Annotated in this window: 24 protein-coding genes; 10 read left to right on the forward strand and 14 right to left on the reverse strand. The window is 41.9% G+C overall.

Annotated elements, in window-relative coordinates; translation table 11 throughout:
• Positions 1-121: 121 nt before the first annotated feature.
• A complete protein-coding gene (locus LEP1GSC185_RS17955) occupies positions 122-3,820 on the reverse strand; it encodes a tetratricopeptide repeat protein (protein ID WP_008592789.1) in 3,699 nt (1,232 codons plus the stop codon).
• A 122-nt stretch (positions 3,821-3,942) separates the two neighbouring features.
• On the opposite strand from LEP1GSC185_RS17955, the gene LEP1GSC185_RS17960 reads away from it, so the two are divergent.
• Both LEP1GSC185_RS17960 and LEP1GSC185_RS17965 read left to right on the forward strand, forming a co-directional pair.
• Positions 3,943-4,821 carry an early set domain-containing protein gene (locus LEP1GSC185_RS17960; RefSeq protein WP_010515492.1) on the forward strand — a complete coding sequence of 293 codons (879 nt, stop codon included), beginning with the start codon at positions 3,943-3,945 and terminating at the stop codon, positions 4,819-4,821.
• Positions 4,822-4,852: 31 nt separating this feature from the next.
• Positions 4,853-5,575, forward strand: a complete 723-nt coding sequence (locus LEP1GSC185_RS17965) for a hypothetical protein (protein WP_008592715.1) — start codon at positions 4,853-4,855, stop codon at positions 5,573-5,575.
• Positions 5,576-5,624: 49 nt separating this feature from the next.
• Here the strand turns inward: LEP1GSC185_RS17965 and trxB are convergent, their stop codons facing one another.
• Positions 5,625-6,572, reverse strand: coding sequence for a thioredoxin-disulfide reductase (trxB, locus tag LEP1GSC185_RS17970; RefSeq protein WP_008592323.1), 948 nt, complete (start codon positions 6,570-6,572; stop codon positions 5,625-5,627).
• 170 nt (positions 6,573-6,742) lie between these two features.
• Here trxB and LEP1GSC185_RS17975 point away from each other — a divergent pair, with 170 nt between their 5' ends.
• Positions 6,743-8,080: an LA_2490 family SGNH/GDSL-type esterase gene (locus tag LEP1GSC185_RS17975; protein ID WP_008592693.1), complete on the forward strand. Its 1,338-nt coding sequence runs from the start codon at positions 6,743-6,745 to the stop codon at positions 8,078-8,080.
• Complete coding sequence (locus tag LEP1GSC185_RS17980; protein ID WP_008592782.1) at positions 8,070-9,500, forward strand: MBOAT family O-acyltransferase; 1,431 nt, start codon at positions 8,070-8,072, stop codon at positions 9,498-9,500. Before LEP1GSC185_RS17975 ends, LEP1GSC185_RS17980 begins: the two co-directional genes overlap by 11 nt.
• 198 nt (positions 9,501-9,698) lie before the next feature.
• Here LEP1GSC185_RS17980 and LEP1GSC185_RS17985 read toward each other — a convergent pair whose 3' ends face one another.
• Complete coding sequence (locus LEP1GSC185_RS17985; protein WP_008592912.1) at positions 9,699-10,754, reverse strand: LA_2486 family SGNH/GDSL-type esterase; 1,056 nt, start codon at positions 10,752-10,754, stop codon at positions 9,699-9,701.
• Complete coding sequence (locus LEP1GSC185_RS17990; RefSeq protein WP_008592917.1) at positions 10,751-11,299, reverse strand: tetratricopeptide repeat protein; 549 nt, start codon at positions 11,297-11,299, stop codon at positions 10,751-10,753. The genes LEP1GSC185_RS17985 and LEP1GSC185_RS17990 overlap by 4 nt, the downstream gene beginning before the upstream one ends.
• 172 nt (positions 11,300-11,471) lie before the next feature.
• On the opposite strand from LEP1GSC185_RS17990, the gene xerD reads away from it, so the two are divergent.
• The 3 genes from xerD to LEP1GSC185_RS18005 all read left to right on the forward strand — a co-directional run bounded on the left by xerD (position 11,472) and on the right by LEP1GSC185_RS18005 (position 13,278).
• Entirely contained in the window at positions 11,472-12,368 is an 897-nt protein-coding gene (gene xerD / locus LEP1GSC185_RS17995; RefSeq protein WP_024864084.1) for a site-specific tyrosine recombinase XerD, read from the forward strand.
• An 18-nt stretch (positions 12,369-12,386) separates the two neighbouring features.
• On the forward strand, positions 12,387-12,812 hold the full coding sequence (locus LEP1GSC185_RS18000) for an ATP-binding protein (RefSeq protein ID WP_008592233.1): 426 nt from the start codon (positions 12,387-12,389) through the stop codon (positions 12,810-12,812).
• Positions 12,813-12,873: 61 nt separating this feature from the next.
• Positions 12,874-13,278, forward strand: coding sequence for an LA_2478/LA_2722/LA_4182 family protein (locus LEP1GSC185_RS18005; RefSeq protein ID WP_008592366.1), 405 nt, complete (start codon positions 12,874-12,876; stop codon positions 13,276-13,278).
• A 74-nt stretch (positions 13,279-13,352) separates the two neighbouring features.
• Here LEP1GSC185_RS18005 and LEP1GSC185_RS18010 read toward each other — a convergent pair whose 3' ends face one another.
• Entirely contained in the window at positions 13,353-15,071 is a 1,719-nt protein-coding gene (locus LEP1GSC185_RS18010) for a DUF342 domain-containing protein (protein WP_008592381.1), read from the reverse strand.
• Positions 15,072-15,283: 212 nt separating this feature from the next.
• Here LEP1GSC185_RS18010 and LEP1GSC185_RS18015 point away from each other — a divergent pair, with 212 nt between their 5' ends.
• Positions 15,284-15,889 (forward strand): LIC_11485 family protein, encoded by a 606-nt coding sequence (locus tag LEP1GSC185_RS18015; RefSeq protein ID WP_008592602.1) that lies wholly within the window; start codon positions 15,284-15,286, stop codon positions 15,887-15,889.
• A gap of 1 nt (position 15,890) precedes the next feature.
• Entirely contained in the window at positions 15,891-16,865 is a 975-nt protein-coding gene (locus LEP1GSC185_RS18020; protein WP_008592277.1) for a tetratricopeptide repeat protein, read from the forward strand.
• On the opposite strand, the gene LEP1GSC185_RS18025 is transcribed toward LEP1GSC185_RS18020, so the two are convergent.
• The gene (locus LEP1GSC185_RS18025) at positions 16,862-17,326 is read right to left on the reverse strand and encodes a chemotaxis protein CheX (RefSeq protein WP_008592074.1); all 465 of its coding nucleotides are present in this window, start codon (positions 17,324-17,326) and stop codon (positions 16,862-16,864) included. The genes LEP1GSC185_RS18020 and LEP1GSC185_RS18025 overlap by 4 nt on opposite strands.
• Positions 17,326-18,480: a hypothetical protein gene (locus tag LEP1GSC185_RS18030; RefSeq protein ID WP_232298463.1), complete on the reverse strand. Its 1,155-nt coding sequence runs from the start codon at positions 18,478-18,480 to the stop codon at positions 17,326-17,328. The genes LEP1GSC185_RS18025 and LEP1GSC185_RS18030 overlap by 1 nt, the downstream gene beginning before the upstream one ends.
• A gap of 167 nt (positions 18,481-18,647) precedes the next feature.
• Between LEP1GSC185_RS18030 and LEP1GSC185_RS18035 the strand changes: the two genes are divergently transcribed.
• Positions 18,648-19,367: an LIC_11490 family protein gene (locus LEP1GSC185_RS18035; protein ID WP_008593020.1), complete on the forward strand. Its 720-nt coding sequence runs from the start codon at positions 18,648-18,650 to the stop codon at positions 19,365-19,367.
• 20 nt (positions 19,368-19,387) lie between these two features.
• Here the strand turns inward: LEP1GSC185_RS18035 and lmtA are convergent, their stop codons facing one another.
• The 7 genes from lmtA to LEP1GSC185_RS18070 all read right to left on the reverse strand — a co-directional run bounded on the left by lmtA (position 19,388) and on the right by LEP1GSC185_RS18070 (position 25,764).
• Complete coding sequence (lmtA, locus tag LEP1GSC185_RS18040) at positions 19,388-20,146, reverse strand: lipid A Kdo2 1-phosphate O-methyltransferase (protein ID WP_008593028.1); 759 nt, start codon at positions 20,144-20,146, stop codon at positions 19,388-19,390.
• Positions 20,147-20,225: 79 nt separating this feature from the next.
• Entirely contained in the window at positions 20,226-21,230 is a 1,005-nt protein-coding gene (locus LEP1GSC185_RS18045; protein WP_010515504.1) for a DUF4340 domain-containing protein, read from the reverse strand.
• Entirely contained in the window at positions 21,227-22,870 is a 1,644-nt protein-coding gene (locus LEP1GSC185_RS18050; RefSeq protein WP_008592374.1) for a GldG family protein, read from the reverse strand. Before LEP1GSC185_RS18050 ends, LEP1GSC185_RS18045 begins: the two co-directional genes overlap by 4 nt.
• Complete coding sequence (locus LEP1GSC185_RS18055) at positions 22,867-23,619, reverse strand: ABC transporter permease subunit (protein WP_008592483.1); 753 nt, start codon at positions 23,617-23,619, stop codon at positions 22,867-22,869. The genes LEP1GSC185_RS18050 and LEP1GSC185_RS18055 overlap by 4 nt, the downstream gene beginning before the upstream one ends.
• Entirely contained in the window at positions 23,616-24,527 is a 912-nt protein-coding gene (locus LEP1GSC185_RS18060; RefSeq protein WP_008592877.1) for an ABC transporter ATP-binding protein, read from the reverse strand. Before LEP1GSC185_RS18060 ends, LEP1GSC185_RS18055 begins: the two co-directional genes overlap by 4 nt.
• Before the next feature lie 53 nt (positions 24,528-24,580).
• Positions 24,581-24,883, reverse strand: coding sequence for an STAS domain-containing protein (locus tag LEP1GSC185_RS18065; RefSeq protein WP_008592372.1), 303 nt, complete (start codon positions 24,881-24,883; stop codon positions 24,581-24,583).
• Positions 24,884-24,978: 95 nt separating this feature from the next.
• Positions 24,979-25,764 carry a class I SAM-dependent DNA methyltransferase gene (locus LEP1GSC185_RS18070; RefSeq protein WP_008592157.1) on the reverse strand — a complete coding sequence of 262 codons (786 nt, stop codon included), beginning with the start codon at positions 25,762-25,764 and terminating at the stop codon, positions 24,979-24,981.
• Positions 25,765-25,779: the final 15 nt, after the last annotated feature.

Genomic DNA, 25,779 nt, shown 5'->3' on the forward strand with positions numbered 1-25,779 from the left:
TCCTACAGAGGATGAACATTATAAGGGAATGCGTTGTTGGAATTCCTACAAAACAAACTCTGCGATTCCGTGTCTCTGCGTGAGAAAAGCCTTCCGACGACTCTTGACAAGCTCTGCATCTTTATTTACGCACCAAGTCCTTAATCGAATCAAGCGTAGGCGAAACCCAGTCTTCTAAGAGAGGCTCTCTTTTAAGAGCTTCTTTTTTGAATAAAAGGTCTTTGTTGGAAAGTGCGATTTCGCTTGCCTCATTGATCTTGCGAGCGGTTTCAATTGCCTTCCAATAATTCTGCAATGCTAAAGCAGTGTAATTCTCGGACTCTTGTGCGTTCGCTTTTTTAGAAAGAGTTTCGTAGCAAGCGCCAATATTATTATAAGCTGCAGTCAGAGTTTGGTATACTTCTTGGTGGTATGGATCTTCCGTTTTAGGAGAACTCATCTGAGGAAGTTTTTCTTCCATATCGTCTTTGACCCTCAGGAAATATCCCAGAGCAGTTTTTGTCTGGCCTGTATAGAAGAATGCATTTCCTTTTGCCATGAGAAGTGTAGGATTATAATATTCATCCTTATCTTCGAAACCCGTCCAATCAGCCAAAGATTTGTCGAAGTCCGAGTCCATATATTCCACCCAGCCTTTGAAAAATTTCATTTCTCTCAGCATGGAGGCGGGGAGTTCTCTTCTCCATTTGCGAATGAGTTCGAATTTAGGTTCTTCTGAATCCACTTTTGCAAATTCTTGGAGGGAATTCCTAAGTTCGTTTCTACGATTTCTTTTTTCCTCTTCTTCTTTTAAGACGGAAAGGCTTTTTCCATCGGATTCAGAACGAGCACGGAAAGGATAAATTTTACGACCTGGAAATTCTTTCAGGGAATCCTTGTCGGAAAGTCCAGCGGACAATAAATATCTGATCTTTCCAAGATCGAAATGGATACGAGCAGGATTTCCTTCGAATAATGTTTCATCTTCGTCTTTGGAGCCGAACCAACGTTCGCTCGTTTCGTAACGAGATTCCGCTTCTTTTAAAAGGTCTTTTGCTTCTTCAAAATTTCCGACTCGGATGGAATGTTCCGCGAGTTCAAGAACCGCTAACCAATGTTTTGGATCTAAAGTGGCCGCTTTTTCGAAGAACCTTCTCGCTTGGCTATTTTCCTTCTGAGAAAGATAATACTTTCCTCTTTGATAATAACCTTCCGCGTAATTTTTTCCTTCTATCTCAACTCCGGTCCTTTCGTCTTCCTTCGACTTTCTATAGATGGTATCTAAGAGTCGGATCGCACTTTCTTCTATTTCGATTCCGGAAACTTGGTCTACGGGATTGATATTGTATTTTATCCTAAGTTCTTCAGGATCGATTGCAGCATAAAAGGATGCTAACTTTGCGAGAGTGTAGAAGGGCAGCTCAGACTCCATGTCTAGATTGTTCCTAAGCAGACGGTGATGATTCAGGACGAATTGAGGATCCCCGCTTTCTTTCCACATTTCCAAATAAGTGGAAACTAAACCTGCTTGGCCAGGGATACTTTTAGGATTCGCTTCCACAATTCGATTGTAAAAGGACGCCGCTTTTCCGAATTCTCTTCTATTATAATATATTTTTGCGATACCCGCGGTCGAATCCTCGTCATAAGGACTTTCTCCGTCGGTGAATACTTTGGAATAATAATCAACAGCTAACGCGTCGTTTTTATATCTTCCTTTTTTTCCTTCGGTTGGCTCTGCAAAATCAGGCATGATCTGTGAATGGAACCAGCCAAGGTTTCTGTAGGTATTATTATCGTGAGTCCTTTCTTTCAGTCTCATCGTAAGGAATGCGCCGGCGATCAATACTTTTCGAGGGGTTTTTTCCTGGTCTAAAAGGAATTTGATCCCTTCTATCCCTTGGTTTACACCCTTATTCGTTTTGAGCTTTTTATCGTTCCAAGATTCTCCTTGGGCCAATCTAACCATTGGAGATTGTTCCCTTTTATTCCAAGAATCTAATGTTCCCATTCCAAGATCCGGCTCTATCTTACCGAATAATTTTTGGAAGGAAAGTTCGTATTCTCCTGCTCGGCTATATTCCACTCCGTACAGGTTCATATATTTCAGATTATAAGGATCGATATCGAATCCTTTATCATAAGAATCTTCTATACTGATCAGGTATTTTTTTCTATCTTCCTCACCTAAAGTTCCTGCGAACCTTTTGGCCCCCATTTCACGGATCTGTTCCAGACCCGCTTCATAATTTTGAGCGGCCTGTCTAGGAAGAATGATATGTTTGTAAGTGAAATAACTTCCGAATCCGATCAATAGGGCCGCTGCAGCAGCGAAGAATGTCCTACGGATCTTCTTCCTTCTTTCTAATACACCTTCTCTCGTATAGATCGGGTCAGAAGAAATGATCGGAACACCATCTGCGGAGTAGGCGCCGCTTCTATCAGTGAGAGCGACTGTGACTCCTAATGCGGATGATAAGAAAGCCGCAATATCCTCGGGAGTACTTTCTATTTTAATAAGTTCTAATAGATCTCTCTGAGCCTTTTTAGAAAGACGGTCTTGGACAATGGACTCTATGACCGTTCTGCGTAAAAGTGGAGGATAACGAAGGATTTCCCTTTGGATGATCGCAAGTTCTTCGTCGGTAAGGGATTTATCTATCTCGTCCTTATCTTCTCCGCCTAAAGAACGTAGGTCTTCTTCAAATGCGGCAGCTCCGAGATCCTCGTCTCCTGAGTCCGAATCCAGATCGGGAGAGAAGCTGGTGAAATCGGAAGATTCCGGAACAGATTCCATCTCCATTTGGGAAGCCGGTTCTGTCGCAAAATCAGCGAATGGATCCGATTCCGGAACGGAAGTTGCGCCGGAAAGATCCGAGAATGGATCGTGATCTCCACCGGAAACCGGTGCGAAATCCGCAAAAGGATCTGAGTCTGTAGGAGCTTCGGCAAAATTATCTCCTCCAAAGTCTCCAGAATCGGAAGGTTCAGAATCGAAACCGCCTAAATCTCCAAAATCGGAGTCGCCGGAAGTGGGGGAGGCGCCGAACGGATCACCTTCCTCTAAACCGAATTCGTCTCCTGGAGTATCTTCCATTCCGGAAGCATCAAATGCCGCAAATGGATCGTCTCCACCTGAGCTTGTAGGTTCTTCTCCGCCCATACCGGCGAACGGGTCATCCGAATCTGAGGAAGGCGCAGCACCGAAGTCGTCCATTCCCAGATCAGAATCCGCAAATGGATCCGCACTTGGGGTGGAACCAAAGTCTTCGGTAGGAGAAGTGTCAAAAGGGGTATCCAGTGCAGGAGCGGAATCGAATCCGCCGAATGGATCTTCATCACTTGTAGGAGCTCCGAAATCCTCTAGTTCCGCACTTGGTTCTTCCGGCTCGGACGGTGCCCCGAAATCATCCAGGCCTGAGTCCTCAAATGGGTCCGATTCCGCTTCAGGGGGTGCAAAATCGCCGAAATCGTCAGCTGTAGGAGCTTCGTCAAATCCTCCAAAAGGATCTTCTCCCGCATCTGCACTCGGTTCGCCCCCTTGGGAAGGCTCGGTTAATAATTCGTCTAGATCGATATCATCGTCTTCAGAGAAAGATAATGGCTTTGGCTTTTGAGTAGGCTCGGCTTCTTCTTCGTCGCCAAGATCGAAACTTTCTTCGGATCCTTCTTCCGATTGGTCCTCATCGTCGTCTCCGATTGATATAGGAACGCCGTATCCCATCTTTTCACGGAAAGTGGAAAGCATAGGATTCAAATCTTCGGAGGATTCCGGATTCTTGTTCAACGGATCCAAGATGGAGCGGATCTGATCCAGTTCCTGTTCTGAATAATCAGCCATAAAGTCCTTCCAATAGTATCGGCTGGTCTTTGAAAGAGCAAAGATTTTTTCCTTATGTCGGATCTAGGACAAGCCCCGGAAATACGCTTAGGGTTTCCGGGAAAACCTACGACAATCGGTTTATGGTGCATAAAGCCAAGGCGATTGCCTTACTTACCTTGATATTGACCTTCGCACTTGCTGCGGAAGACGCGGAAGATTGGATCGGAGCCTTCCGATCCGTGGATTATGAGGAAGGAGAAGAAGCCCTTCCCGAGGAAAAAATTTATTATTTCTGGCAATTGGAGAATTTGAGAAAGGCGGTACCGCCTAGATTTATCCGATTCGTGGATACATTCTCTGCCTTAAAGACCGGAAAATTATTGAACCGCGGAGTATTGTTCAGTTACGAAGGACTTGCAAACGACGAGGTAAGCGTTTGCGGAGAATTCAATCACTGGCAATGTGTTTCCTTACAGAAGAACGATAAGGGAATTTTTTACGGAGTAGTGGATATTCACGGAGACCAACTCTACGAAGCGAAACCAGCTTATGAATACAAGTTCAAGGTAGACGGTATATTCACACATGATCCAGAAAACCCAGACACTGTAGAAGATGGGGAAGGTTCTCTAGTTTCTAGGATCGCATTCAGAGAAGGCGGACCTAACAAACAGACAAGCACCAGGGTCCTAGAAGATTCTCCTTACGAAGAAAAAGAATTTAGAACGGTTGAATTCAGGATTTATCAACCGCAAGCGGAGTCGGTAAGTCTCATTGGAGATTTTAACCATTGGGATCCTGAATCCGACTTTTTGATCAAAGAAAGGAATGGAACTTTTCGAGTAGTCAAAAAATTGAAACCGGGAGAATACCAATACAATTTCCTAGTAGATGGAAAGATCATAGTGGATACTTATAATCCGCTTACGGTGTTAAGAGAAGACACCGGAGAGATCTCGTCTGCATTATTAGTTCCGACTAGAACCGGAGTTTTGGAAAGAAAGAAGATTGACCCCTAAGGTATAAGAACGGATTGTTTAGATCCGTTCTATGGAAAAGTTGCGTCTCTCCGTATATTTGGTAATCGGGATCATCGTTATCCTGATCATTTTTACCCTGCTAAAAAGTTGGTTCGTATACGACAGAGGGATCGAGCTTGCAAAACATCCGTCTAACAGCATTCAGACTGTATATGTGGAGCCGGATGACGATCTAGTGGAACATTCTTCCGTAGTTTGGGGAAAATTCTTATACTACCCGCTCGGCCTCAATAGGGACAGAGAAAACTTCGGTCCCCGTAAAACGTTAAACCATGCTCAAAATCTTGTGTTTGTAGATCTTCAAACCGGAAGGAACCGCAAGGTATTCAATAAGAGTGTATACATCTGGGATTACTTTTACGGAGCGGAGCCTGAAAAGTCGAGTTCCGATTCGGAGACGCAAGAAATCTCCGAGGATGTGTTTCTTGGCCTAAAAACAGGAAAAAAATTCGTGATCGTAGGAATGCCTGAGGATACGAACAAGGACGGGTATCTGAACCAAAAGGATTCAAAAAAGGTTTTCGTGTACGATCCGAACTCCGATGAGCTAGTTCCTATTCTTCCCAAAAAATTCTATTTGGAAAAAATCCTGCCAGACACTCCGGAAAATAAACTAGTAATGATCGTAAAAAGAGAAGAAGAGTCCAGCCCAAACAAAAAGAAGCCGAACCTTCCTACATTATATATTTATGATACTCTTCAAAAAAGAGGCCAGATGATAGAGCGCCCGTAGGCGCACTTTTACTGATGCCGATGTTGGAACTCCAACACGCGCGAGTCTTTTACTCTTCCTGAGATTCTAACCATCTCTCCGCTTCTAAAGCCGCCATACATCCGGAGCCCGCAGCGGTGATCGCTTGTCTATAAGTTTTGTCCTGAACATCTCCTGCAGCAAACACACCTTCTACACTTGTGCGGGTCGTGCCTGGAACGGTTTTGATATAACCGGTTTCGTCCAGATCCAGTTGGCCTTCGAAAATTTCAGTATTCGGCTTATGGCCGATCGCGTAAAACAATCCCCCAACAGGAAGTTCTTTCGTCTTTCCGGTAGTAAGTTCTTTCACAGCAAGAGAAGTGAGTTGGTTTCCATTTCCTTGTGCGCTTTCAACAGCTGTATTCCAGATAATTTCTATCTTAGGATGAGTGGTCGCTCTTTTCTGCATGATCTTAGAGGCTCTTAAAGAATCTCTTCTGTGGATCAGATATACTTTAGATGCAAACTTGGTTAAGTGAGCCGCTTCTTCTACCGCGGAATCACCTCCGCCTACAACTGCCAATTCTTTGTTTCTGTAAATTGGAAGCGCACCGTCGCAAACAGCACAGGCGGAAATTCCTTTTTGCCAATAAGAATCTTCGCCAGGGATGAACATCCTTTTTGCAGTAGCACCGGTTGCTATGATCACAGTTTCCGCTTCTATCAATTCGTCGTCGGACCAAAGACGGAAAGGCCTTTTGGAAAAGTCCACTTTCGTAATAGTTTGGGTGATAATTTTAGTGCCGTATTTTTCGGATTGGGCGCGGAACAAAGTAGTGAGCTGGGTTCCGTCTATTCCCTCAGGAAAGCCCGGGAAATTTTCCACTTCGGTGGTAGTGGTGAGCTGGCCGCCTGCGGCGATTCCCCCTGCCATAAATCCTTCGTACATAACAGGATTCAAATTCGCTCTGGCTGCATAAATTGCTGCTGTATGACCCGCAGGCCCGGATCCAATGATGACTACTTTATGGGGCATCTCATTTCCTCTAATGATTTAGAATGATTCTAAAATGATTTTATTTTTAGACTGAGGAATTGTAAAGTAGATCTTTTTTTTCGAGAAGAAAGAGTCGGAATTCCAACAGTCCCTTTCCTAGATGAATTGTCTTGTCATCCGGGTAGGAATCCAAATGCTATCCAGTATTCATGGATTTCGCCAAAAAATCGTTTTTCGGCCTAGTTTTTTTGATCCTAATCTTTCTCGGAACCGAAGCCGGTTTGGTTCTACTACGCAGTCCTTCTCTCCAATACTATAGGGATCTCAAACTCATCCACAGTTTTCATCCGGATTATTACGTGGCCTTGGAGCCTGGTGGGTCCAAATATATCAGACATTTTGCCGGAAAATGGGAAGGTCAGTTCAGTATCAATTCTCTCGGCCTCCGAGGAAAAGAAGAGCCCATCCCTGGAAAACCAAAACTTCTATGCTTAGGGGACAGTTTGGTAATGGGATTTGGAGTGGGCGACTCGGACACATTCTGCCAACTCCTGGACGGGATCGAACTGAAGGGAGAATCAAGACAGGCTTTGAACCTAGGAGTAGACGCCTACGGTTCCAGAGGTTCTTATTATAGACTCAAAGATATCTCTTCCAAATTGGACAACGTAAAAGAAGTATTATTTTTCATTTCTCCGAACGATTTCGATATGCCGGAAGCTCTCGCAAAAAAAGGAATATTACCTGACGACCAAACGGATGCGATCCGAGAAAAAGATCCGAACTACGCCCGGAATTTTAAATTACAATTTATTTTAACAAGAATTTCTTATACACTCCAAGCGCTTAAGTTGGCTTACGAACAGATCCAAGTCACATTCGCAGTTACCAAACTTTCGGTATGTAAAGAGTTTGATTCGGCAGGAATTTATAGATGCAGTATGCTCTCTGCTTTAGATGGTGACGCCGGTATAAATGAAGGTAATCCTGCCGGTGTAAATCGTAGTCCTTCCGGAAATATAGTTTCCTATTTCGAATCTTCTTTTTTTAGACCGGTCAAAAGACCGAACTGTGATTCGGATATTACGCCTACCTCTGCGGTATTCGGAGCAATGTGTCCCGAGCCGGTTCCGTCTTACGTAACTTGCGTGGATTCTGCTCCTTCTTTCGCAACTCTTCCTGTATTGCCTGAACTCACTCAGGAATATTATCAAAAAATGATAAATCTTGCTAAAGAAAAAGGATTTAAACTGATCCCGGTGATCCTTCCTATCCAAATAGAAGAGATCTATTGTTTTAATAACGGAAAGTATCATCCTTTGGAAAACTATGCGACCCGAGCCTCCGCATTTTTCGAAAAGCGAGGAATAAAAGTCTTACGTTTCAAAAAGGAAACCGCTTCCATGTGCGGTTTCGATCAAAATGGTAAAAAATTCGGGATCTTAGATCATTATATCCCGGAAGACGGGCATTTTACCAAAAGAGGGAATATCTGGGCGGCGGATTCTCTCAAGGCCAAATTGAAGGAGACGGATCTTGCTCTTTAATTCCCTTCATTATTTATTTTTTGCACCCATAGTCATCTTAGTTTATTTTCTGGTACCTTCCAGATTCCAAAAACTTTGGCTATTAGTTACTAGCTTATATTTTTACGCGGTTTTTAGGGTCCCGTTCATACTATTACTGATCTATTCGATCGCGATCACGTATTTTTGCACTCTTTGGATGGATAAGTCTTCATCCAGGTTCGGAAAATTATTTTTCCTGAATATAGCGATTTGGGGAAACCTAGCTTTACTTTACTTCTTTAAGTATTTGGATTTTTCTTTTTCGGTTTGGAATACGATCCTTGGACTTGTTCCTTGCGAGCCGTATTATGCGTATCCTTCCGGGATACTGCTGCCGATGGGGATTTCATTCTTCACTTTGCAAGCGATCGCATATGCAGTCGATGTGTATCATAAAAAAGTAAAACGTGCGGAGAGCTTGTTCCAGTTCGGACTGTTCTTAAGTTTTTTCCCTCAGTTGGTAGCGGGGCCGATCATTCGCGCTCAGGATATGCTCCACCAATTTTTGGACACGTACACATTCAAAAAAGAAAACTTACTGCCTGGGATCAGACAGCTCGCATGGGGACTTTTTAAAAAAACTTTCGTAGCAGATCCGATCGCAGCAGTTATCGATCCGGTATTTGCGGACCCTCTTCATTACGGTTGGTTCTCGTTAGCTGTCACAGGCTCTTTATATATCATCCAAATGTATTGCGACTTTTCCGGATATTCGGACGTAGCTATCGGAACCGGAAGGATCATGGGCTTCCATATTCCTGTCAACTTCAGGCAACCATTCCTTTCTCAAACGGTTTCGGAGTTCTGGAGACGTTGGCATATTTCATTCAGCTCTTGGTTGAAAGAATATGTGTATATCTTCTTGGGCGGAAACAAAAAAGGTATCTCTAGGACTTATCTAAATCTTTTTCTTACAACGTTTGTGAGCGGGATCTGGCATGGAGCGGATTGGAATTTTGTAGTCTGGGGATTCGTTCATGCAAGTTTAATGGTGATCGAAAGATTCGCGTTCTCCTTCGAAAGAATTAAAAACTATTGGGATAAGATCCCGAGCACAATCAAGGTCGCGTATCCATTTACTATCTTTGGGATTTCTATGTATTTTTTCCGAGCTCGGCCTGTCGAAGGTATCGGAAATAGTGTCCAAGTAGGTTGGGCAATGGTAAGTAGAATGTTTTCGGGTGTGGATGGAGATTTTTTGCCGGTGCCGTTATCCGTTCTTTCTACAGTATTTATCCTAATGCTCGGAGATTATCTCATGGAAAAAGAAACTCCATGGGCTAAAAAACTTTTCGAGAATCGTATCTGGGTCTATGGGATCTCAGCTATCCTGATCTCTATATGTTTTATTTTATATAGTGTGACAGTAAGCGCACCTTTCTTGTATTTCCAGTTTTAAGATTTGGGCGGCTCCTGCGCTTCGCTTCGGATCGTGCTGCTCCGACTTCGCGCATTCGCGCTCATCCGGGCTTTGCCCGGACTAAAGGTCTGCGCATCACTGCCGCTTGGTAATATTCTCTGTGACTCCGCGTCTCTGCGTGAGAATTAAATCTGATTCATTTTGGCCCACGCAGAGGCGCAAAGACGCGAAGGGATTTTAATGAATATCTTTTGCTATTTCTTGGGCAATGAAATTATATAATAATGGATTCGGATGTCCGTCTTTCGGAAGAAAAATCTGATGATTGCTTTTTTTCCAAAAATCGTAAATCGATTGTTGGAGGTCCAGCACCGGGATTTTAGAATCAATTGCGATTTGTCTGACTTCTTTTACTAAGGCGGAATCCACTACAGGCTCATACTTTTCGTTCGGTTCCGGAAGAAAGACTAGAACAAGAGGGATGTTTCTCTCTTTCACAAATGTAAATAAAGAAACAACCGCTTTTCTATGCGGATGGTCCGGGCCTAAAACGGAACCGCTGGACGGAATGATTAAGTTGTCCGCAGATTCTGGCTTGTATTTCTCATAAACAATTTTGCACGCATTGAATACCGCACTGTATTTAGAAAGAAAATAGGAAACTCTCACGAATATTCTTTTTTTCACAGAAGATTGTAATTCTTCTTCTCTATAAGAATCCGTAAAATCGGAGATATGATAGATCCAATACGCAGACTGGGGCGGAGTTGAATTTTTTAGAATTTCGGTCAGTCTTTCTTGGATACCGAAACTTCCGAGAGCGTCCACTCCTAGATTTCGAACGAGTTCATGTTTTTTATCTTGTATCAGTTCATTTTGTAAAACCCAGGGAAGGCTTTCCTGGTCGTTAACCAAATATCCTAAAGCAACAGAATCTCCTAAAATCCAAACTTCCTGTGGATTGCCGCTGTAGGAGTTCCTACCGACGTTTTCATCGGAGCTTGTGGTAACCTCTGAGGTAAACCTTTCCCCTCTAAAATCCGTAGAAACATGATATCGAATATTTTTATCCGGATGATACAAATCCAAACTTTGGTTGGGACAAAGCCTCATCCAAGGAACGGAAGACGGATCTACTGAAGTTTGTAGGCAATGCAGTTTTTTATCTTCCAATCTGAATCGAATGGAAACAAAATTGGGGAGTCTAAGCAGGCCTTCTAAAAGTAGAAAAAGAAAAATAGAATATACAAAAAACTGAAAGCGGATCTTTCGTGAGAGGGTAATATATCTCATTTACCCGAAGTTTCCTCGTAGAGTTTTTTTCCACAATATTCGAATAATCTCTTCGATGCAGGGTTGGATTCAGGGATACGATTCTCTATAAAACGTTTTCTTTCCGAAACATTCTTCTTAGAATCTAGAATACAAGAGCTTAAAAACTTAGCGAGACTCTCTCTATCCTTGTCCCAACTTTCCGAAAATCCTCGCAGGACCGTTTCGGTTTCGTCTCTGGAACCTGCCAGTAAATAAATTTCCAAAAGATAGAGAAGAATTTCCGGATTTTTAGGATCTTTTGAACGAGCTTTTTCTAGATAAAGAGCGGCGGATCCGGGTGCTTCTCCGCTTTCCGCTAAAAGAATTCCTAAATTTTTGTTCGCGGTAAAATTTTCAGGATTTTCTCTAAGTGCCAAATCGTAATAATACAAAGCCTCTGCAGTGTTGCCTTGTGCTTCTTTTTCTCTAGCCTTACTTGCTAACTCACCCGAGGAATCGCAATTCAAAGCAAATTGGGACATAAGCAAAATTATGGCGTATCGGAACTTCTGTCTCATTTCCATAGTTTTTTTTCCCTTAGGGGATAAGAAAAGGACGGTTTTTTGTTATGTCAGCCCGTCGAATTTGTACAATTTACGGGCCTCCTCGTGCCGCAATCTTAAAAAAGTTTCAATCTCGAGGGAGAATTTGTCCGAAGGATTTAGTACTGTAATAATCGGAAGCGGGACTAAGAAAGTGACATCTTCTCATAAGAATCTACTCCAAAATTTTCAAGAATACCTCTCGGTTGAGAAGGGTCTGAGCGACAATTCCATTTACTCGTACGGATACGATCTGAACAAGTTTAAGAACTTCCTCGAAAAAGAACATCTCGACTTCTTAGAAGTCCAAGCGAACGACATAGTTCGTTTTTTGAACGAAGAAAGGAATCGTAAAATTTCCGCAAAGACGATCGCTCGCGAAGTGGTTGCCATCCGCCAATTTTATAAATTTTTAAAAGACGAAAAGAAGCTGGATTCGAATCCGACGGAGAAAATTGAAACTCCGGAAGTGATGAGATCCATTCCGGATTATCTAACTCAGGAAGAGATCGAGGAATTGTTCAATGTGATCAAAGAGGATAATCTCTACGAACTCAGGGACAAATGTATTTTCGAACTTCTGTATTCCTCCGGTCTTCGTATCTCGGAAGCTTGTAATTTAAGACTGACGGACATGGATATGGCCGGAATGACCCTAACTGTAGAAGGTAAGGGTGGGCGCCAAAGACTAGTTCCATTCGGTGAGAAATCTTTGGACATTCTGAACCGTTATTTAAAACAAAGCAGGCCTTATATTCTGAAAAACAGAAATTGTGATTATCTTTTTGTTTCTAAAAAAGGATCTTTCATCAATAGAAAATCCGTTTGGAGACTTCTGAACCATTATATCAAAAGAACAAGTATCAAGAAAAAAGTGACTCCTCACACTCTGAGACACTCTTTCGCGACTCACTTGTTGGAAAATCACGCGGATCTAAAATCGGTTCAGGAACTTTTGGGACATATCGATATTTCAACCACTCAGATCTACACTCATATGGCGAATAAAACTCTAAAGGAAGTTCATAAGAAATTCCATCCTAGAGGATAATTCTCCCCGGACCTAATTTTGGCCGAGATCAAAAAAAACGACTATTCGAATCAGTTTCGGATACAAGTTCCTTCTCATCCGCGTTACGTGACAGTAGCGCGGAACTTCGTTTATAACCTAGCGAGAGAGTCTGGATTTTCCCTTTATGACGCCGCCGACCTAAAATTGGCAGTCGGGGAATGTCTTTTGAACGTGATCAAACACGCGTATCTTGGAAAGACGAATTATCCTATTTTTATAGAAGTCACTGTCCTTGAAAATCGTATGGAAGTCCGTATCCGCGATTTCGGAGTCCAAAAAAATATTTCCGAGATCAGAGGATACGATCCGGGAGATTATAGAGAAGAAGGTATCGGACTCTATCTGGTTCGCAAGCTGACAGACCATTTTTATATAGACCAATCCGGAAAAGGAAATCGTCTAATCCTCACAAAAATGAAATAATTAAAAAAGAACGGCTTGCAGAATAGTAGAATTGTCCGTCTATTCTGTATAATCCTATCTTATGCTTTCTATGACCCAAATGAAATTTATTTCTATATTAGTATTTTCGATTCTGATACTTTCATGCAGAAAAGGCCCTTCCTTGTCCAAAGAGGAAGTGAAGGAACTTAGCCAAAATTATATTAAAGAGTTATGTAAAAAGAATTTAGAATGTTCCGCTCAATATCTGGAATCACTCCCTTCCGGAGAACAGAATGCAGCCAGATCCGGGTTTTCCTCCCTGGACCAATGTATGGCGGAACAAAGTAATCAGTCCATTCTTCCTGATGACTACGAAAAAGTCACGGACCAGCAGATCGGAAAAATAAAACGTTGTATGGACGATCTTCTCAAGACTCCTTGTTCGGAAATGGAGCAGTCCGGAGGGATCCCATCATGTAGGGAATTGTTTCCGGAGGGAAACTGAAATATAGTTTAATAAATTGAGTTAAATAACCGCAACGTATAAGAGATAACAAAAGTCCGCTAAAACGATTTTTTTTAATCTGAAATAGATTCGGACTCCGATGATTCTTCCTGCAAAAGCCCCAGTCGTTTCGGTTTAACTTTAGAGTGAGCGATTTGTCCGTCTCCTCCTAAGTATAAGAAGGAAGGCCCCGGGATCTCTTTTAATTTTACGCTGAACTTTTTATTTCTACCCAGGTTCACCTCCACACCCGGAAAAATTTCTCTTTCTACTTCTACAAAAGAATTTCTGTCCGGATCAAAGGAAAGGATCGCAGATTGTTCTTGTGCAAACAAATTTTCCAGGATGGAACTGTACTTTTGGCGGATAGCCTGCAGTTTAGGTAGGCTATCTTTTTCTTCGGGGCTCAGACTTCTTCTTTGGGAATCGTCGCTTAGTTTCTGGATACTAGTATCTACTTTTTTTAATATATCTTGGTTTTTTCGGATCTCAGATTTTAGATCCTCTAATTCGGAAAGAAGCTCCGGAGGCATACCGCAACTGAGAACGGTTCGGGTCTCTACGATGGCGCCTAATTTGGTGCAGGTGATCATTTTTCCAGCTACACATTGACCACCTATAATCTCTCCTCTTCCTCCTCTGACCACAACGGATTCTCCTGCGATCAGTTCGGAGTGCATCGCTGCTTCTTCTATGAAGATGGAATTTTTAGCGATCATCTTTCCTTGTTCTATGAATTTTGCATAGATGTCGGAGCCTGATTCTATCATTCCGCCGTTTCTTCCCATAAATCCGCCGGAAAGAACAATGTCTCCTTTCGCTTTTAGAAAAACTTTTCCTACAGATTTTTTTACGATGATGGAACCGTCCGTTTCGAGAGTGAAACCGTCCGCAATGGATTCTTCTACAATGATTGTTCCCGGAAAATTAATGTTCCCTGTGGAGAAATCCACATTCTCCAGTAAACAAACCTCATCGACTCGGATAAGTCCAAAACGATCTAGTATTGGACGCCCATCGATCAATGACTGAACTATATTTCCGTCTTCTGAAATTTTAACGTTAGGACCTAATTTCCATTCAGCTAGTTTACCTTCTTCGAATGGAAGAACTTCTCCTTTTACGTTTTTCCCAGGTTTACCGGGAGAGGGAGAAATTTTTTCCGCAAGCTTCTGGTTCTTTTTTACACTTTGGATGATTTGAATATTTTTGAAGTCGACTCTTCCGAATTCGTCTTCTTCCAAAGTTGGCGTACCTGGATGCTGGAATAAGATCCGAATATCTCCGTCCTGTCCAGGGATAGGAGGTTCTCCTTGGGCGACTAAAGTTCTTTTTCCGTAATCTTCCGCTTGAGAAAGTTTGAGGATGGATTCTTCTAATATTCCAAAAACGATCCCGTTGGATTGTAGCTGGGAAAGAATTTCGTCTCTGGTTAATAATTTTCCGCCGAATTTGGGCGGATGTAGTATCCCATGAACCGTCATTTTATCTTCTGAAATTTTTAGGTCCAAACTGGACGCTTCCGGTTTACCAGGCCATTTTCCGATCAGATGAGGTTCCGAATCTTTGGTCTTTAAGATACGTTTGAGTTCCTCTTCGCTAACGCCCGAAATTTTAAATACATCCAAACGTTTTAGAATTTCGCGATATTCTACTTCTTTTCCTTTTTTTCCTGCGGGAAAGATGGTGAGATAGGCGAGCCCGTCCAGATTTTCCACTTTGAAAAATCCGTTTTCGTTCTCTTCGATGTCTTTTAATAGTGATTCTGTAAAATTGCGGATTGAGTCGCTCATCCTGGGGGGCCGTTGTTGGAGAGTAAGTCCCATCCTATTTTTTACAATCGAAAACCTGTAAAAAGACTTAAGCCTTTAGGAAGGAAAAAACCCGAAAACTGTCTATTTTCTGACTGGCCCGGTTCGTCGAAGTTACTACAAACCCTTCCTTTTTTCCAAAATTATGTCCTTGAAAATCCGGACAAAACGACCGATGATCCTAGGGTAAGCTTATGGCATTCAACCCATTCTCCATCCTAACCAGTATCAGGGTATCAATAGACCAGGTTCTGGGAAATCTCCCTCCAAAAGTGGTAAAAACTATCGGAACAGCGGCTCTCAGCTTGGCAGTCCTGGTAGCGATCGTTTTAGGTTGGTTCAGTTTCCAAAGAGGTCTGGCAATGGCGGGAGAAGAAGACCAGGCCAAAGAATTGGATCGTAAGGCATTATTTTTAGAAGATATAGAAAGAGAATATAACCGCAAAAGAAAGGATGTTAGATGGAGCGATCCTTCTTACTCGGATTCCGGAAGTTCTTCCTTGGATATTGAAAGATATTCTTTGGAAAAACCTAAGACGGAACCTACTTCTCCCAAGCCTGAATTAGAAGAGTCTGACACAATTCGTAATTCTAAGATGAAAGATGGAGATTCCAGGGTTTTCTTTCCTACTGAAAACGAAAGGCCTGCCCGGGAAAATTTAGGTCCGAGTGACAAAGGGTCCGATTCTCCACGTTTGGAACCGAGCGTAAAACAACCTAGTAGAGAACTTCCTGTAGAAAAAGAAGATTCCAGACTCAGCCGTCCTCCCAGAAAGGAACAAAGGCCAAGAGGGGAATAAGATGAAATATATTCTGATTTCTTTAAGTATTCTTATTTTTACGAATCAGTTGGCGGCGGATTTTCCTCTACCGATCCCGGAGTTAGGTGAGAGTAATATTTCCTCCAGGGGAACTTCTCCGGATGAGCCGCTTCCTCCGATTGATGCGAGTTCAGTAGTTACGGAACAAAACTCGGAACAGTCCGGATCTGGTATAGTTTCTGAAAATGCAACTGTTACGGGCGAAGAGCCAAAAATCTCGGAAACAAAACAATCGGTTATAGAACCTGTAAAAGAAAAGAAAACTAAACTTCCGAATCTTGCGGAAAGAAAAGATAAAAAAAACGGCAAGAAGAAGGAAGTCTCCGATCCGAGTAGGGCCGCTTACGAAAGAGGACTTTTACGTTTGAGGAATGGCCAAAAAGACGCGGCAAAAGAAGAATTCGGTAAGGCCGCTTCTACCGAAGGGGTTGCGAGTTCTCAAGCAAAATTAGAATTATCTAAATTAGAAAATACAAAAGCTGCCGATCCGAATTCTGAAGCTCCGGCAGAAGACGATTCCAGATGGAAAACTTCTCTGGAAACTGCAAGATCTCTTAGGGCCCAAGGCAAAAATTCGGAGGCAGAGTCCATTCTCCTTAGGACTGCAACAGAAGGAGAAGGGGAATACAGGTCAAGAGCCTTATTACAATTAGGTGATATGCTTTTCAGAATGGGAAGATATTCCGACGCACGCAGTTATCTGATGGATTTTTGGAAACAGTTCGGAAAAACTTTTCCGAATGCGGAAGATACAAATTCCAGAGAATTCAAAAGACAGAGAGAAGAAAAAGAACTAGGCGCTTATTTACTTTTTAAATCCAGCTATAAGGCGGGAGAAGGAGAATGGGCGAAACGTTTTTTGAAAAAATATTTGGATAAGTCCGTTTCTGAATCTCAAGGGATGTATTCCCCCTTGAGAACGGAAATGGAATCTTTCGCAAAAAGCGATCTTTAACTTAAGGCTACGTTTACTTCTAATTTTCCGAATTTGGAAAATAGGCTGATCCCTAAAGCTTGTTTTTTAGGGATCTTGATCGTTTCGTTCTTTGCATCGACTATATTCGGAGCGGTGATCTCAATCGACTGACCAGCAGTTGCGAAAATATTCATCGCGTTACCGGTAGTCATGTTTGCGATCTCACCTAGAATATCTTTGTATTCGTTCTTGATATCTTCGTCGCCCATTCCAGGCATAAGTTTCTTGGAAATTTTATAAGCCGCGTCGTAGTTCAGACCGTAGATTACCTCTCCGTTAAACGTTCCTAAGACCCCGATGATGATCGCAAGTTCTAACGTTGTTTCAGGAGTGTCTTTGATCCCGATCTTTCCACGGATCAGGTCGGTCTGCAATATATCCCGGAAGACAATTGTAGCTGCTTCCAGGAATGGGTTTACTAACTCGGCGCGGATTTGCATTATTCCTCCGAAACGGATCTGACGGATGCTCGTTCGACTTTGATACTTTCCTCTAGGGATTGTGGAATTTCCATGAGTATTGCAGTGAGTAAGGAGCCGTTATCCCTGGTTCTCAAGAATGAAGGATCGGGAGTTCCTAATTTGACTCCGGAGAAGGAAACAATCGCGTATTTTTCTCCCTCTCTATAAGGTCCGATATTTTTCTTTTGGGTTAAACCTGGAAGGCTCAAATCCTGTAAGAATTTTTTGTCGGAGCTTAAGGAGAATACATCTTTACCAACGCTGATCTTTTTCAGATCGGATAAGGACTTGTTTTTCAGAGAGACAGTCTGTCTTCCTAAAAGTGTCGCGATCTTTTGTAGACCGTCCGGCTCGTTTTGGAGTGAGACTAGTTTTGCTTTTAATGACTCAAGGGCATTTTTACGCGCTTCTAATAAGAACTTACTTCTAAGGACAGTTTTTCTTTCTTCGAAAGGCACAGGCTTGCCATCTTTACCTTTTAAGGTATTGGGATCCAAGGATTCCTTGTCATAGAGCTCTTTTAATTGAGCGTCTGTAGGTTCCAGATTTCTTTCGGAAGCTTTGACTAGATCTTCTTCCGTGTATAAAACTGCATCCAAATCCACTCTAGCTCCGGAAGCTTCGGAGAGTACGTTTAGCTCTCCATCCGTGCGTCGGATCTCGGTCGGAAGGAAATTTTGAAATAAGGCCTGGGACACTTTATAATCGATCCTGAAACGTAGCGGTGCCTGCTGGAGGAACTGACGATAAATTTCTTCAGGTTTTTTCAGGTCTTCTTCAGAATATCCTGCACCCTGGAGAGAATTTTTAGAAACTCTTTTGGCTTCTTCCCATAACGCTGTTCTTTCGGATTCTTCTGAGATGGTAAAACCGACTGAATTTCCGATCTTGCGGAAAATATATTGGCCTTTTAAAGATTGGAAGGCACAGTCGGCCCAAAGAGACTCTGAGCCCTGTCCTTGGTACATCTGGATACAAAATCTTTTAGCTGCGTTGAATGAATCGATAGGGACGCTTTGGTCGTCAATGCTTCCCATAGTAATGCTTGCCTTTCCGGCTAGCATGTCTATGCCCACTTGTTCCACATCTGGCTTTAAGAGCATGATGATCAGCATCAGGACAAGAATCCCCAAAAAAACTGCCGATCCGACTTTGAATAAAATATCTCTAATTGAAATTCCGTCTGGATTTGTCATAAAACTACGTTCACAAGGAAGACTCGCCTGCGCCTGGAATCTGTAAAGGAGAAAAACCGCCCGAAAAATGCTTCAGGAACGGCGAAATTAGATAGATACATATAATGATGCTCTATATTGCCTTAGCACTCATTTTAGTAGGGATACTCTGCTTTATCTATGTTTCCTTCCAGCCGAATTCTAAAAAAGAGTTTAGCGCCGGTTCATACTCTAAAGGAAACCTACCTCCAGCGAAAGAGAAAAAAATTTCCTATGATACATTAGCTTCTCTTAAAAAACAGGGACGTTCGGAAACCTATTCTCAAATGGACCAGGCATTCGCAGAAGAGAGAAAGATCCGTCCTCTTTCTGAAAGGCAGAGAATGGAATCTCAAAAAACCGAATCGGAAGTCCCCGATCCGGAAGAATTCGGAACTGAGATTTGGGACGAAACAAAAAGGGGAGAAATTTTAGAAATGGTAACCGAGCCCGAGCGCACCCAACCTAGAATCCCTAAAGAAGAAGAATGGTCTATGGAAGGAGTATTATTCCTAGATCTTTCCGGTAGATTACCATATGAGGCATTACAAGAGAAGATCCGACCTGAAACTTTAAAAGGTTTTAGAAGAATGGGTAAGGGAAGTATTCGTGAGATCCCGGGAGGATTCGCTTTCCAGGCAAAAAATTCCGAATTCAGCTATAAACTGAATGAAGTGGAAAAGATCGTTTTTTACGACCAAGGTTTCGCGTTACTTCCTTTAAAAAGAGAATATCCGACCCCGATCTTTTTGACCAAGGACGGAGAAAAATTCAAATCTTATCTGGAATATACAGCTAACGTTTAAAATAAGTAGAAGGCCGAAAATTAACGGCCTTCTACCACCAACCACTTAGTGGTCTTTACGATCACTCTAACGATCGTATAGAATGCAGCTCCAATTCCGAACGCCCAGATCTGAGGCTCGGTGATCACTGCCCAAGGCTCTTTCCAATCTCCGAATCCTACTTTAAAACTTGCAGCGTAATCGAATAATACGAAAATCACTAAAATCCCGAATAAACTAGGATATTCTCTTTTTAGAATATTTCGGAAAGAGAAGCCGAGTTTAGGTTTTACATAACCTGAAAATTTAGGAATGAATGCAGGGATCTTGTCCGCCCAGCTCAGATAGTCTTGGCCGAACTTATCTCTTAGGAATTTTTCTTCAGCAAACATTATTCTTTCGTAATAGAACCCGAAAAATAGGGAGAATACAAGGAGTAAAGGAATGTCTCTGAAGTAAAGAACCGGTCCCAAATACATTAGGAAATTTCCTAAGTAAAGAGGATGGCGAACAAGAGAATAAATTCCCTCTTGGTTAACTACATCCGCCACTTGTTCTTTTGTGTTTCTACCGGAAGTGCGGGCTGGAGCGTAACCGATCACAAAACAACGAACCGCTAAGCCGAGTAAGCTGACTGCAAAACAAGCTGCGGCATAGTATAAATTGATCTCGTAGGAATCTTCTAAAAATTCGAACTTGCTTAAGGAGTATAGACAAAGAAGAAGAATAAATCCTGGTATATAAGATCTCCAGCGAAATAGAAAATTCCCCTGCTGATCCAATTCTTCAATTAATGCCATACGAATTCCTTTTAAGGTTGTGGTATTAAGGAAGGAAACTTTTATCCCCTCGGAGTGTCAACCATTGATTCAGAGCTATTCAGGGAGAAAGGAACCTGGTGGAAAAGTCAGCAAGATCCTTTTGAAGGATCCTTTCCAGGTTCCAAGGATCTAAAACCAATCTGTAACTTAGGCCCTCTCTTTGGAAAACATAACTCCCTAGCTTGGTCATCCCTATCGGAGAAACCGAATAAGTATCCGTCGAGGTAACGATCTCAATTTTAAAATCCCGATCTTTCGGAACGAGAGAAAGTTCTTCAGACTTCTCTAAAAGTACTTCGTCAGCGCTTAATTTTTTGATCTCTTGTATATAGTTTTCCACTTCTTCGGAAGAAGCTCCGATCTGCTGGCCTGAAGTCTCTAAGATCCAATTCTCAGCTTGTTTGTGTAGAGTAAAGTTTATGGAAGAAAATCCTGAAATTTTGATCTCTGATACTTTTTCTCTGGAAGGGAAGGGAGGAACAAGGGATCTACTTAGGAAAAAATCCAGCTTACCTCCGCCTGTTACCGACTTTAGATTTTCTTTAACTAACCAGATCTGATTTTTTTCGTCTAAGATATAAGTTCCGGAACCTTTTCGAACCGGAGCTCCTATCAGGATCTTTCCTAAAGAATTCCCGGAAACATCCTTCAGTTCTAATACCGGCTCATCTCCCCCTAATCCGAATTCTTCCTTAGAGACCGAATTAGATTCGGAGAGTAGGGTGAATTTGCGTAAATGCAAACAGGTTTGGATCAATTCTTCGATCCTTGAGGAATCTCCAGGCAATACTAAGCGAGAAGGTAACTGAACCGTCCATCCATCCAGATCACGATTGAGTATACTTTCTTGTCCTTTACGCCCGCTGATAATCGTTTGTATTTCTTCCGGGGTGATTTTGAAGAAGGATTCAGAATTTTGATAGGTTTTTTTGAACCAGTCCCAAGGATCTTTTGCAATTAGAAGCAAAACTGCCAAAAGTATATTCCCAAAAAATAATAGAATATACGGATATTCATCAAATGTGCGGAGTAGGAGGTCCTTGAGTCTCGAGAAATCCATCATCCGTTCCTTCTTTTTAGCCTGCGAAAAGCGTAAAGAGCCAATAAACCGGGAACCAAAAATAAATGAAATAAACTGATCGAAGTTTCTAAGAAGAACGGTAAGGGTTTTAGTTTTAAAACTGCGGATTGTTTGGAACGTACTTCTAAAAGATCCGTTTCTCCTTTGAGTATATCGATAGAATTTAATAAAAATGGAATATTCGAGTTTTTGAGTATTTCCGAAAATTCCGGAAATGCTAGAAGATCCGAAACTAAATAAGGAGAACCGAATGCTAAAATTCGTCCGGTTTTTGTGCTATTCGAACCTTGTTTGGAATCTGAGAAATAGGAAGTAAATTTTCCTTCCGCATAAACTCCTAATACGAATGGTCCGCCATTTGCTTGGATCGGAGTGGAAAGGATCTGTTTTTCTCCCAATGAAATCGGCTCCGTTCTGGATTCCGCTTCCGGTCCACTTTTTGCTAAAGGGGTAAACTGAACTTCTTTTTGTTTTTCAGGTAGAATGTTTATACTAGAAGACCAAGGGACTAAAAAACTTTCCTGGTTTTTGGTAAAAGGACTATGCTTGTCTAAAGTTCCAGATTTTTGGTCAGGAACGATCCAAGGCGGATAGGGATATTTTCCTAAAACCCCGGGTTCGATTTCGATCACCGAGCCCATCGGTAAAGAATGATCCGGCTCTAGGATAATGTCATAGTTAATTCGAATTCCGTAATGTTCAAAAAATCGGACCATTTCTTCCGAATCCGGATTTTTCCCTGCGAGTCCTGCTCCCAAATCTCCGGAAAGAAGTCCGAAACTTCCTCTTTCTGAGTTCGCTTTGAACTCCATCGTTTTGGCTAGAAGAAGTAAACTTCCACCTTCTAAAATAAATTTATCTAGTTTTCTTTCTGTGACTTTAGAAAGATGTCCTCCTCCTATCCAAAGAACCACTTCTGTTCCAGAGGGAAGGTCTTCCGTTTCTAGATCCAATTCTAAGATCGGGCCATATTCTCCTCTTAGGACTCTTCTTGCAAAAATTTCGATCCTGTCTTTGGGAGAGCCTTGTTCTTGGACGGAAAAATTTCCAGGTGATCTTAAAATAACTATCCCTGAATCCTGATCTTGTCTCTGCATTTTACGGATTGAATTTAAGATCTGGTATTCTAGATCTTCCGTAAAGAAAGCAAAGGATAAAACTTCCGTTTTCTGGCCTAAGGTCAAAACGATCCCCATAAAAGCCTGTTTGACTGAAGCAGAGTCTCTGGATGTCTGTTGTAGTATCTGAGGTTCTAATCCGACTTCCATTGCTTTTCTGGCATCCTCTTCCGAAACGGACGGATCATAAAATCTTATATGGACATTTTCCTTTCCGATCTTAGAGATCTCTTTTAGGAGTTCTTTGCTAAGTTCAGCTCTTGCCTTATATTCTCCAGGGATCTCGGAGGAATAGAATGCATCTATATAAAGTGGATCATCCAATTCTTTTAGTACTTTTGCAGTGCTGGATGTGATCTGGAATCTTCCGGACCTGGAAAGATCCGCCTTGCACGGGATTGTGGAAAAAATACTGTTCAACAAAATGAAGAGTAGTATCCCGTTTCCTAACCCGAACCAAGGAGATTTAGAGATTTCTAATAAAGGACGGAATAGTTCTCTCATGGATAATTTCTCCTGAGAAAGAAAACGTTTCCGGCCAGATTTGCCGAGATAAAACTAAAAAAGTAAAGTGTATCCGAAAGATCTAATATTCCTAAACGAAATGATTCAAAGTGAGAGGATAGCGCGAATAAATATGCAAATGCAGAAGGCCCACCGCCAAAAAATTTTAGGACAGGCTGAGTGCCTAAAAGGAAAAAGAAAAGGCAAACAAGAACGGTTAGAATATAAGAACTGATCTGATCTTTTCCGAAAGAAGAAAGAAAGATTCCTAGGCTGATATACGCTCCGCCGAGTAGCCAACAACCTAGGTATCCCGCGAATACTATCCCAAGATCCAGATCTCCGAAGGCCCAGATAAAAAACGGGATGCTAAGGCTCAGACAAACGGTGAATCCTAAAAATGCCCAGGCAGCTAGAAACTTTGCGGCAACTATTTCCCATTTGGAGATTGGCAAAGTAAATAAGATCTCCAAACTTCCGGATCGTTTTTCTTCGGACCAAAGCCTCATTGTGATCGCAGGTACAAATACTACGAATAGGAGGGGAGTCCAGACAAAGTATTCTTCCATTCCGGCTACTTTTCTGTCCCAGAAGGAACCTTCTCCTAAACCATAGAAGAATAAGAAAGAAGATAAGAATAAATATAGTATAGAGAAAACATAACCTATCGGTGTATTAAAATAGCTGGCCCATTCTTTTTTAAAAACTGCGGTAAGGCCTGGTGGTAAAGAAGGGATCCTCATAATCATTTAGAAACCAGATCCTGAAAGACGGATTCCAAAGACTTTTGGGAGATCTTATATTCTAAAATGGCAAAAGACCCTTTTCGGATCAGTTCGAAGATCTCCTCCGGTTTGAGTGAAGAAGATTCCAATCTGAACTTTGTATATTCTCCTTCTTTTTCAGAAGATAAGATTTGTACATTTTTACCTTCTAATACTTTTTCTAGAGTTTCTTTTTCTGTTTTTGCAGTTAATAGTACGGAATCCGATCTTTTAAATTCCGAAACAGGAAGGTCCGCGACTAAGTTTCCTTTATGCAAGACCAATGCATGATCGCAGGTTTCTTCCACTTCAGAGAGTATATGAGTGGATAATAGAACTATCTTATCTTTTCCTAAATTTCGTAGTAACTCCCTAAAATGAGAGATTTGTATAGGATCCAGACCGGAGCTTGGTTCGTCTAAAACGATCCAATCAGGATCGTGAAGTAATGCACCTGCTAATGCCAACCTTTGCCTTGTTCCTTTGGACAAAATACCGGCTAAAGAGAAAGTTTGGGATCTTAGATCACAAATTTCTAATACTTCTTTCTTTCTTTTTTTGAGGAATGAGGATTCCATTCCTCTCGCATTTCCTATAAAATCCAAATATTCTCCCACAGTCATATCCGGATAGATAGTGGAAGACTCGGGAAGATAGCCTAACCTTTGTTTTATAAGATTGGGATCTTTTTCTAAAGAGACTCCGTCTAAGAGAACGGAACCTGTGTCAGGCTGAACAAATCCGGTGAGTATCCTGAGCGCAGTTGTTTTACCTGCACCGTTCGGTCCAAGCAGACCGGTAATCCTATTTTTGGGGATGGAAAAATTTAGATTGGATATCGCGACCTTCCCGAAATAGGATTTTGAAAGATCGGATACCTGAAGAGAAGCCACGAAAGTTATTCTTTCGGGACTAAGGGCCTATGCAACTTTTTTTCCCGAGAGGATTATGCTCTGATCCGGAGCATAGCGTCCACTTTGAATTTTCTAAGAACATCCATTAGAGCAGGTTGAAGATTCACCACCTCTAATTTTACTCCAAAATGATCCAAAAGGTTTCTAAGAGTGAGTAGCTTTGCAACGCCGCTAGAAGTGATTTTTTTTGTAGGAGTCATATCCAAGGTTAAGTTTTGGATATGTGCCCTGGAAGCCTGTTCCGATATCTCATCGAAAACTTTTTCGTATCCGTCCAGAAGTTGATTTTCGAAACGAACGATTCCGTGTTTATTTTGTATCGTTAATTTGGCCATAGCACCCTTTGTTTAATGAAATAGACTCCTAAAATCGGACCATCCCAACAATAAAACGGAGATGGACTCGGGTCCTATATATCGAAACAAGTGGGTCAGATCTTTCGGCACATAAAATTCCAATAATTCGCCTTTGGAATAATTTCCCAGGACTCATAATCCGAGCCTATCCCCAAAATTTCGAGACCTGAATTTTGTAGGTTCTTCGACCAAGTTTCGAGCGGATAAGCCCGATGATAATGTTCCTCCAGTTCTGAAATCCCAGGTCCGGAAAATTCCAAACTGGTCTTTAAAACGGAAGTTTTAGGATCAAATTCATTCTTCCAAACGAGTTTGGTCTTCCCATGGGTCTCCTTTAGGACCTTATTCTGGAAATTTTTTCGAAAATTTTCGGAGGTGCTTACATCGAAAAAGAAGACCCCATTCTTCTCCAAAACACTGGAAACTTGGGCAAATACTTGGGAAAGTTCTTCCTCTCTTTGGAAATAATTTAGAGTGTCATGCACAGAGAAAATCAGATCAAAGGATTTGTTCAATTTTGGGAAGGAGAGAAGGTCTCCTAATTTACGAACCCCTCTGATTTGCTGAGAATCGGCGATTTGAAGCATTTCAGGCGAATTGTCGATTCCCCAAAGTTCCGTGGATTCGGGAAAAAATTTCCAAATTTTGCAGGTTCCGCAGCCCAAATCCAATGCGATTTTTGGATGGATTTTCTGGGTTCCGATCTGGTAAGATTCCAAAATCATCTTCGCCCAGTCCAGGTAAGGTGCCCGTTTCATGACTCCGTCATAAATGCCTGCAAATGCCGTATACGGCCTTTTTTTGGGGATTGGAGAAATAATTCTTGATTTATTCCCCTGCTCGCGAGTATTCCTATCCATTTGATGCGACATAAT

It is taken from the genome of Leptospira licerasiae serovar Varillal str. VAR 010, from assembly GCF_000244755.1.
In the GTDB taxonomy this organism is placed as follows: domain Bacteria; phylum Spirochaetota; class Leptospiria; order Leptospirales; family Leptospiraceae; genus Leptospira_B; species Leptospira_B licerasiae.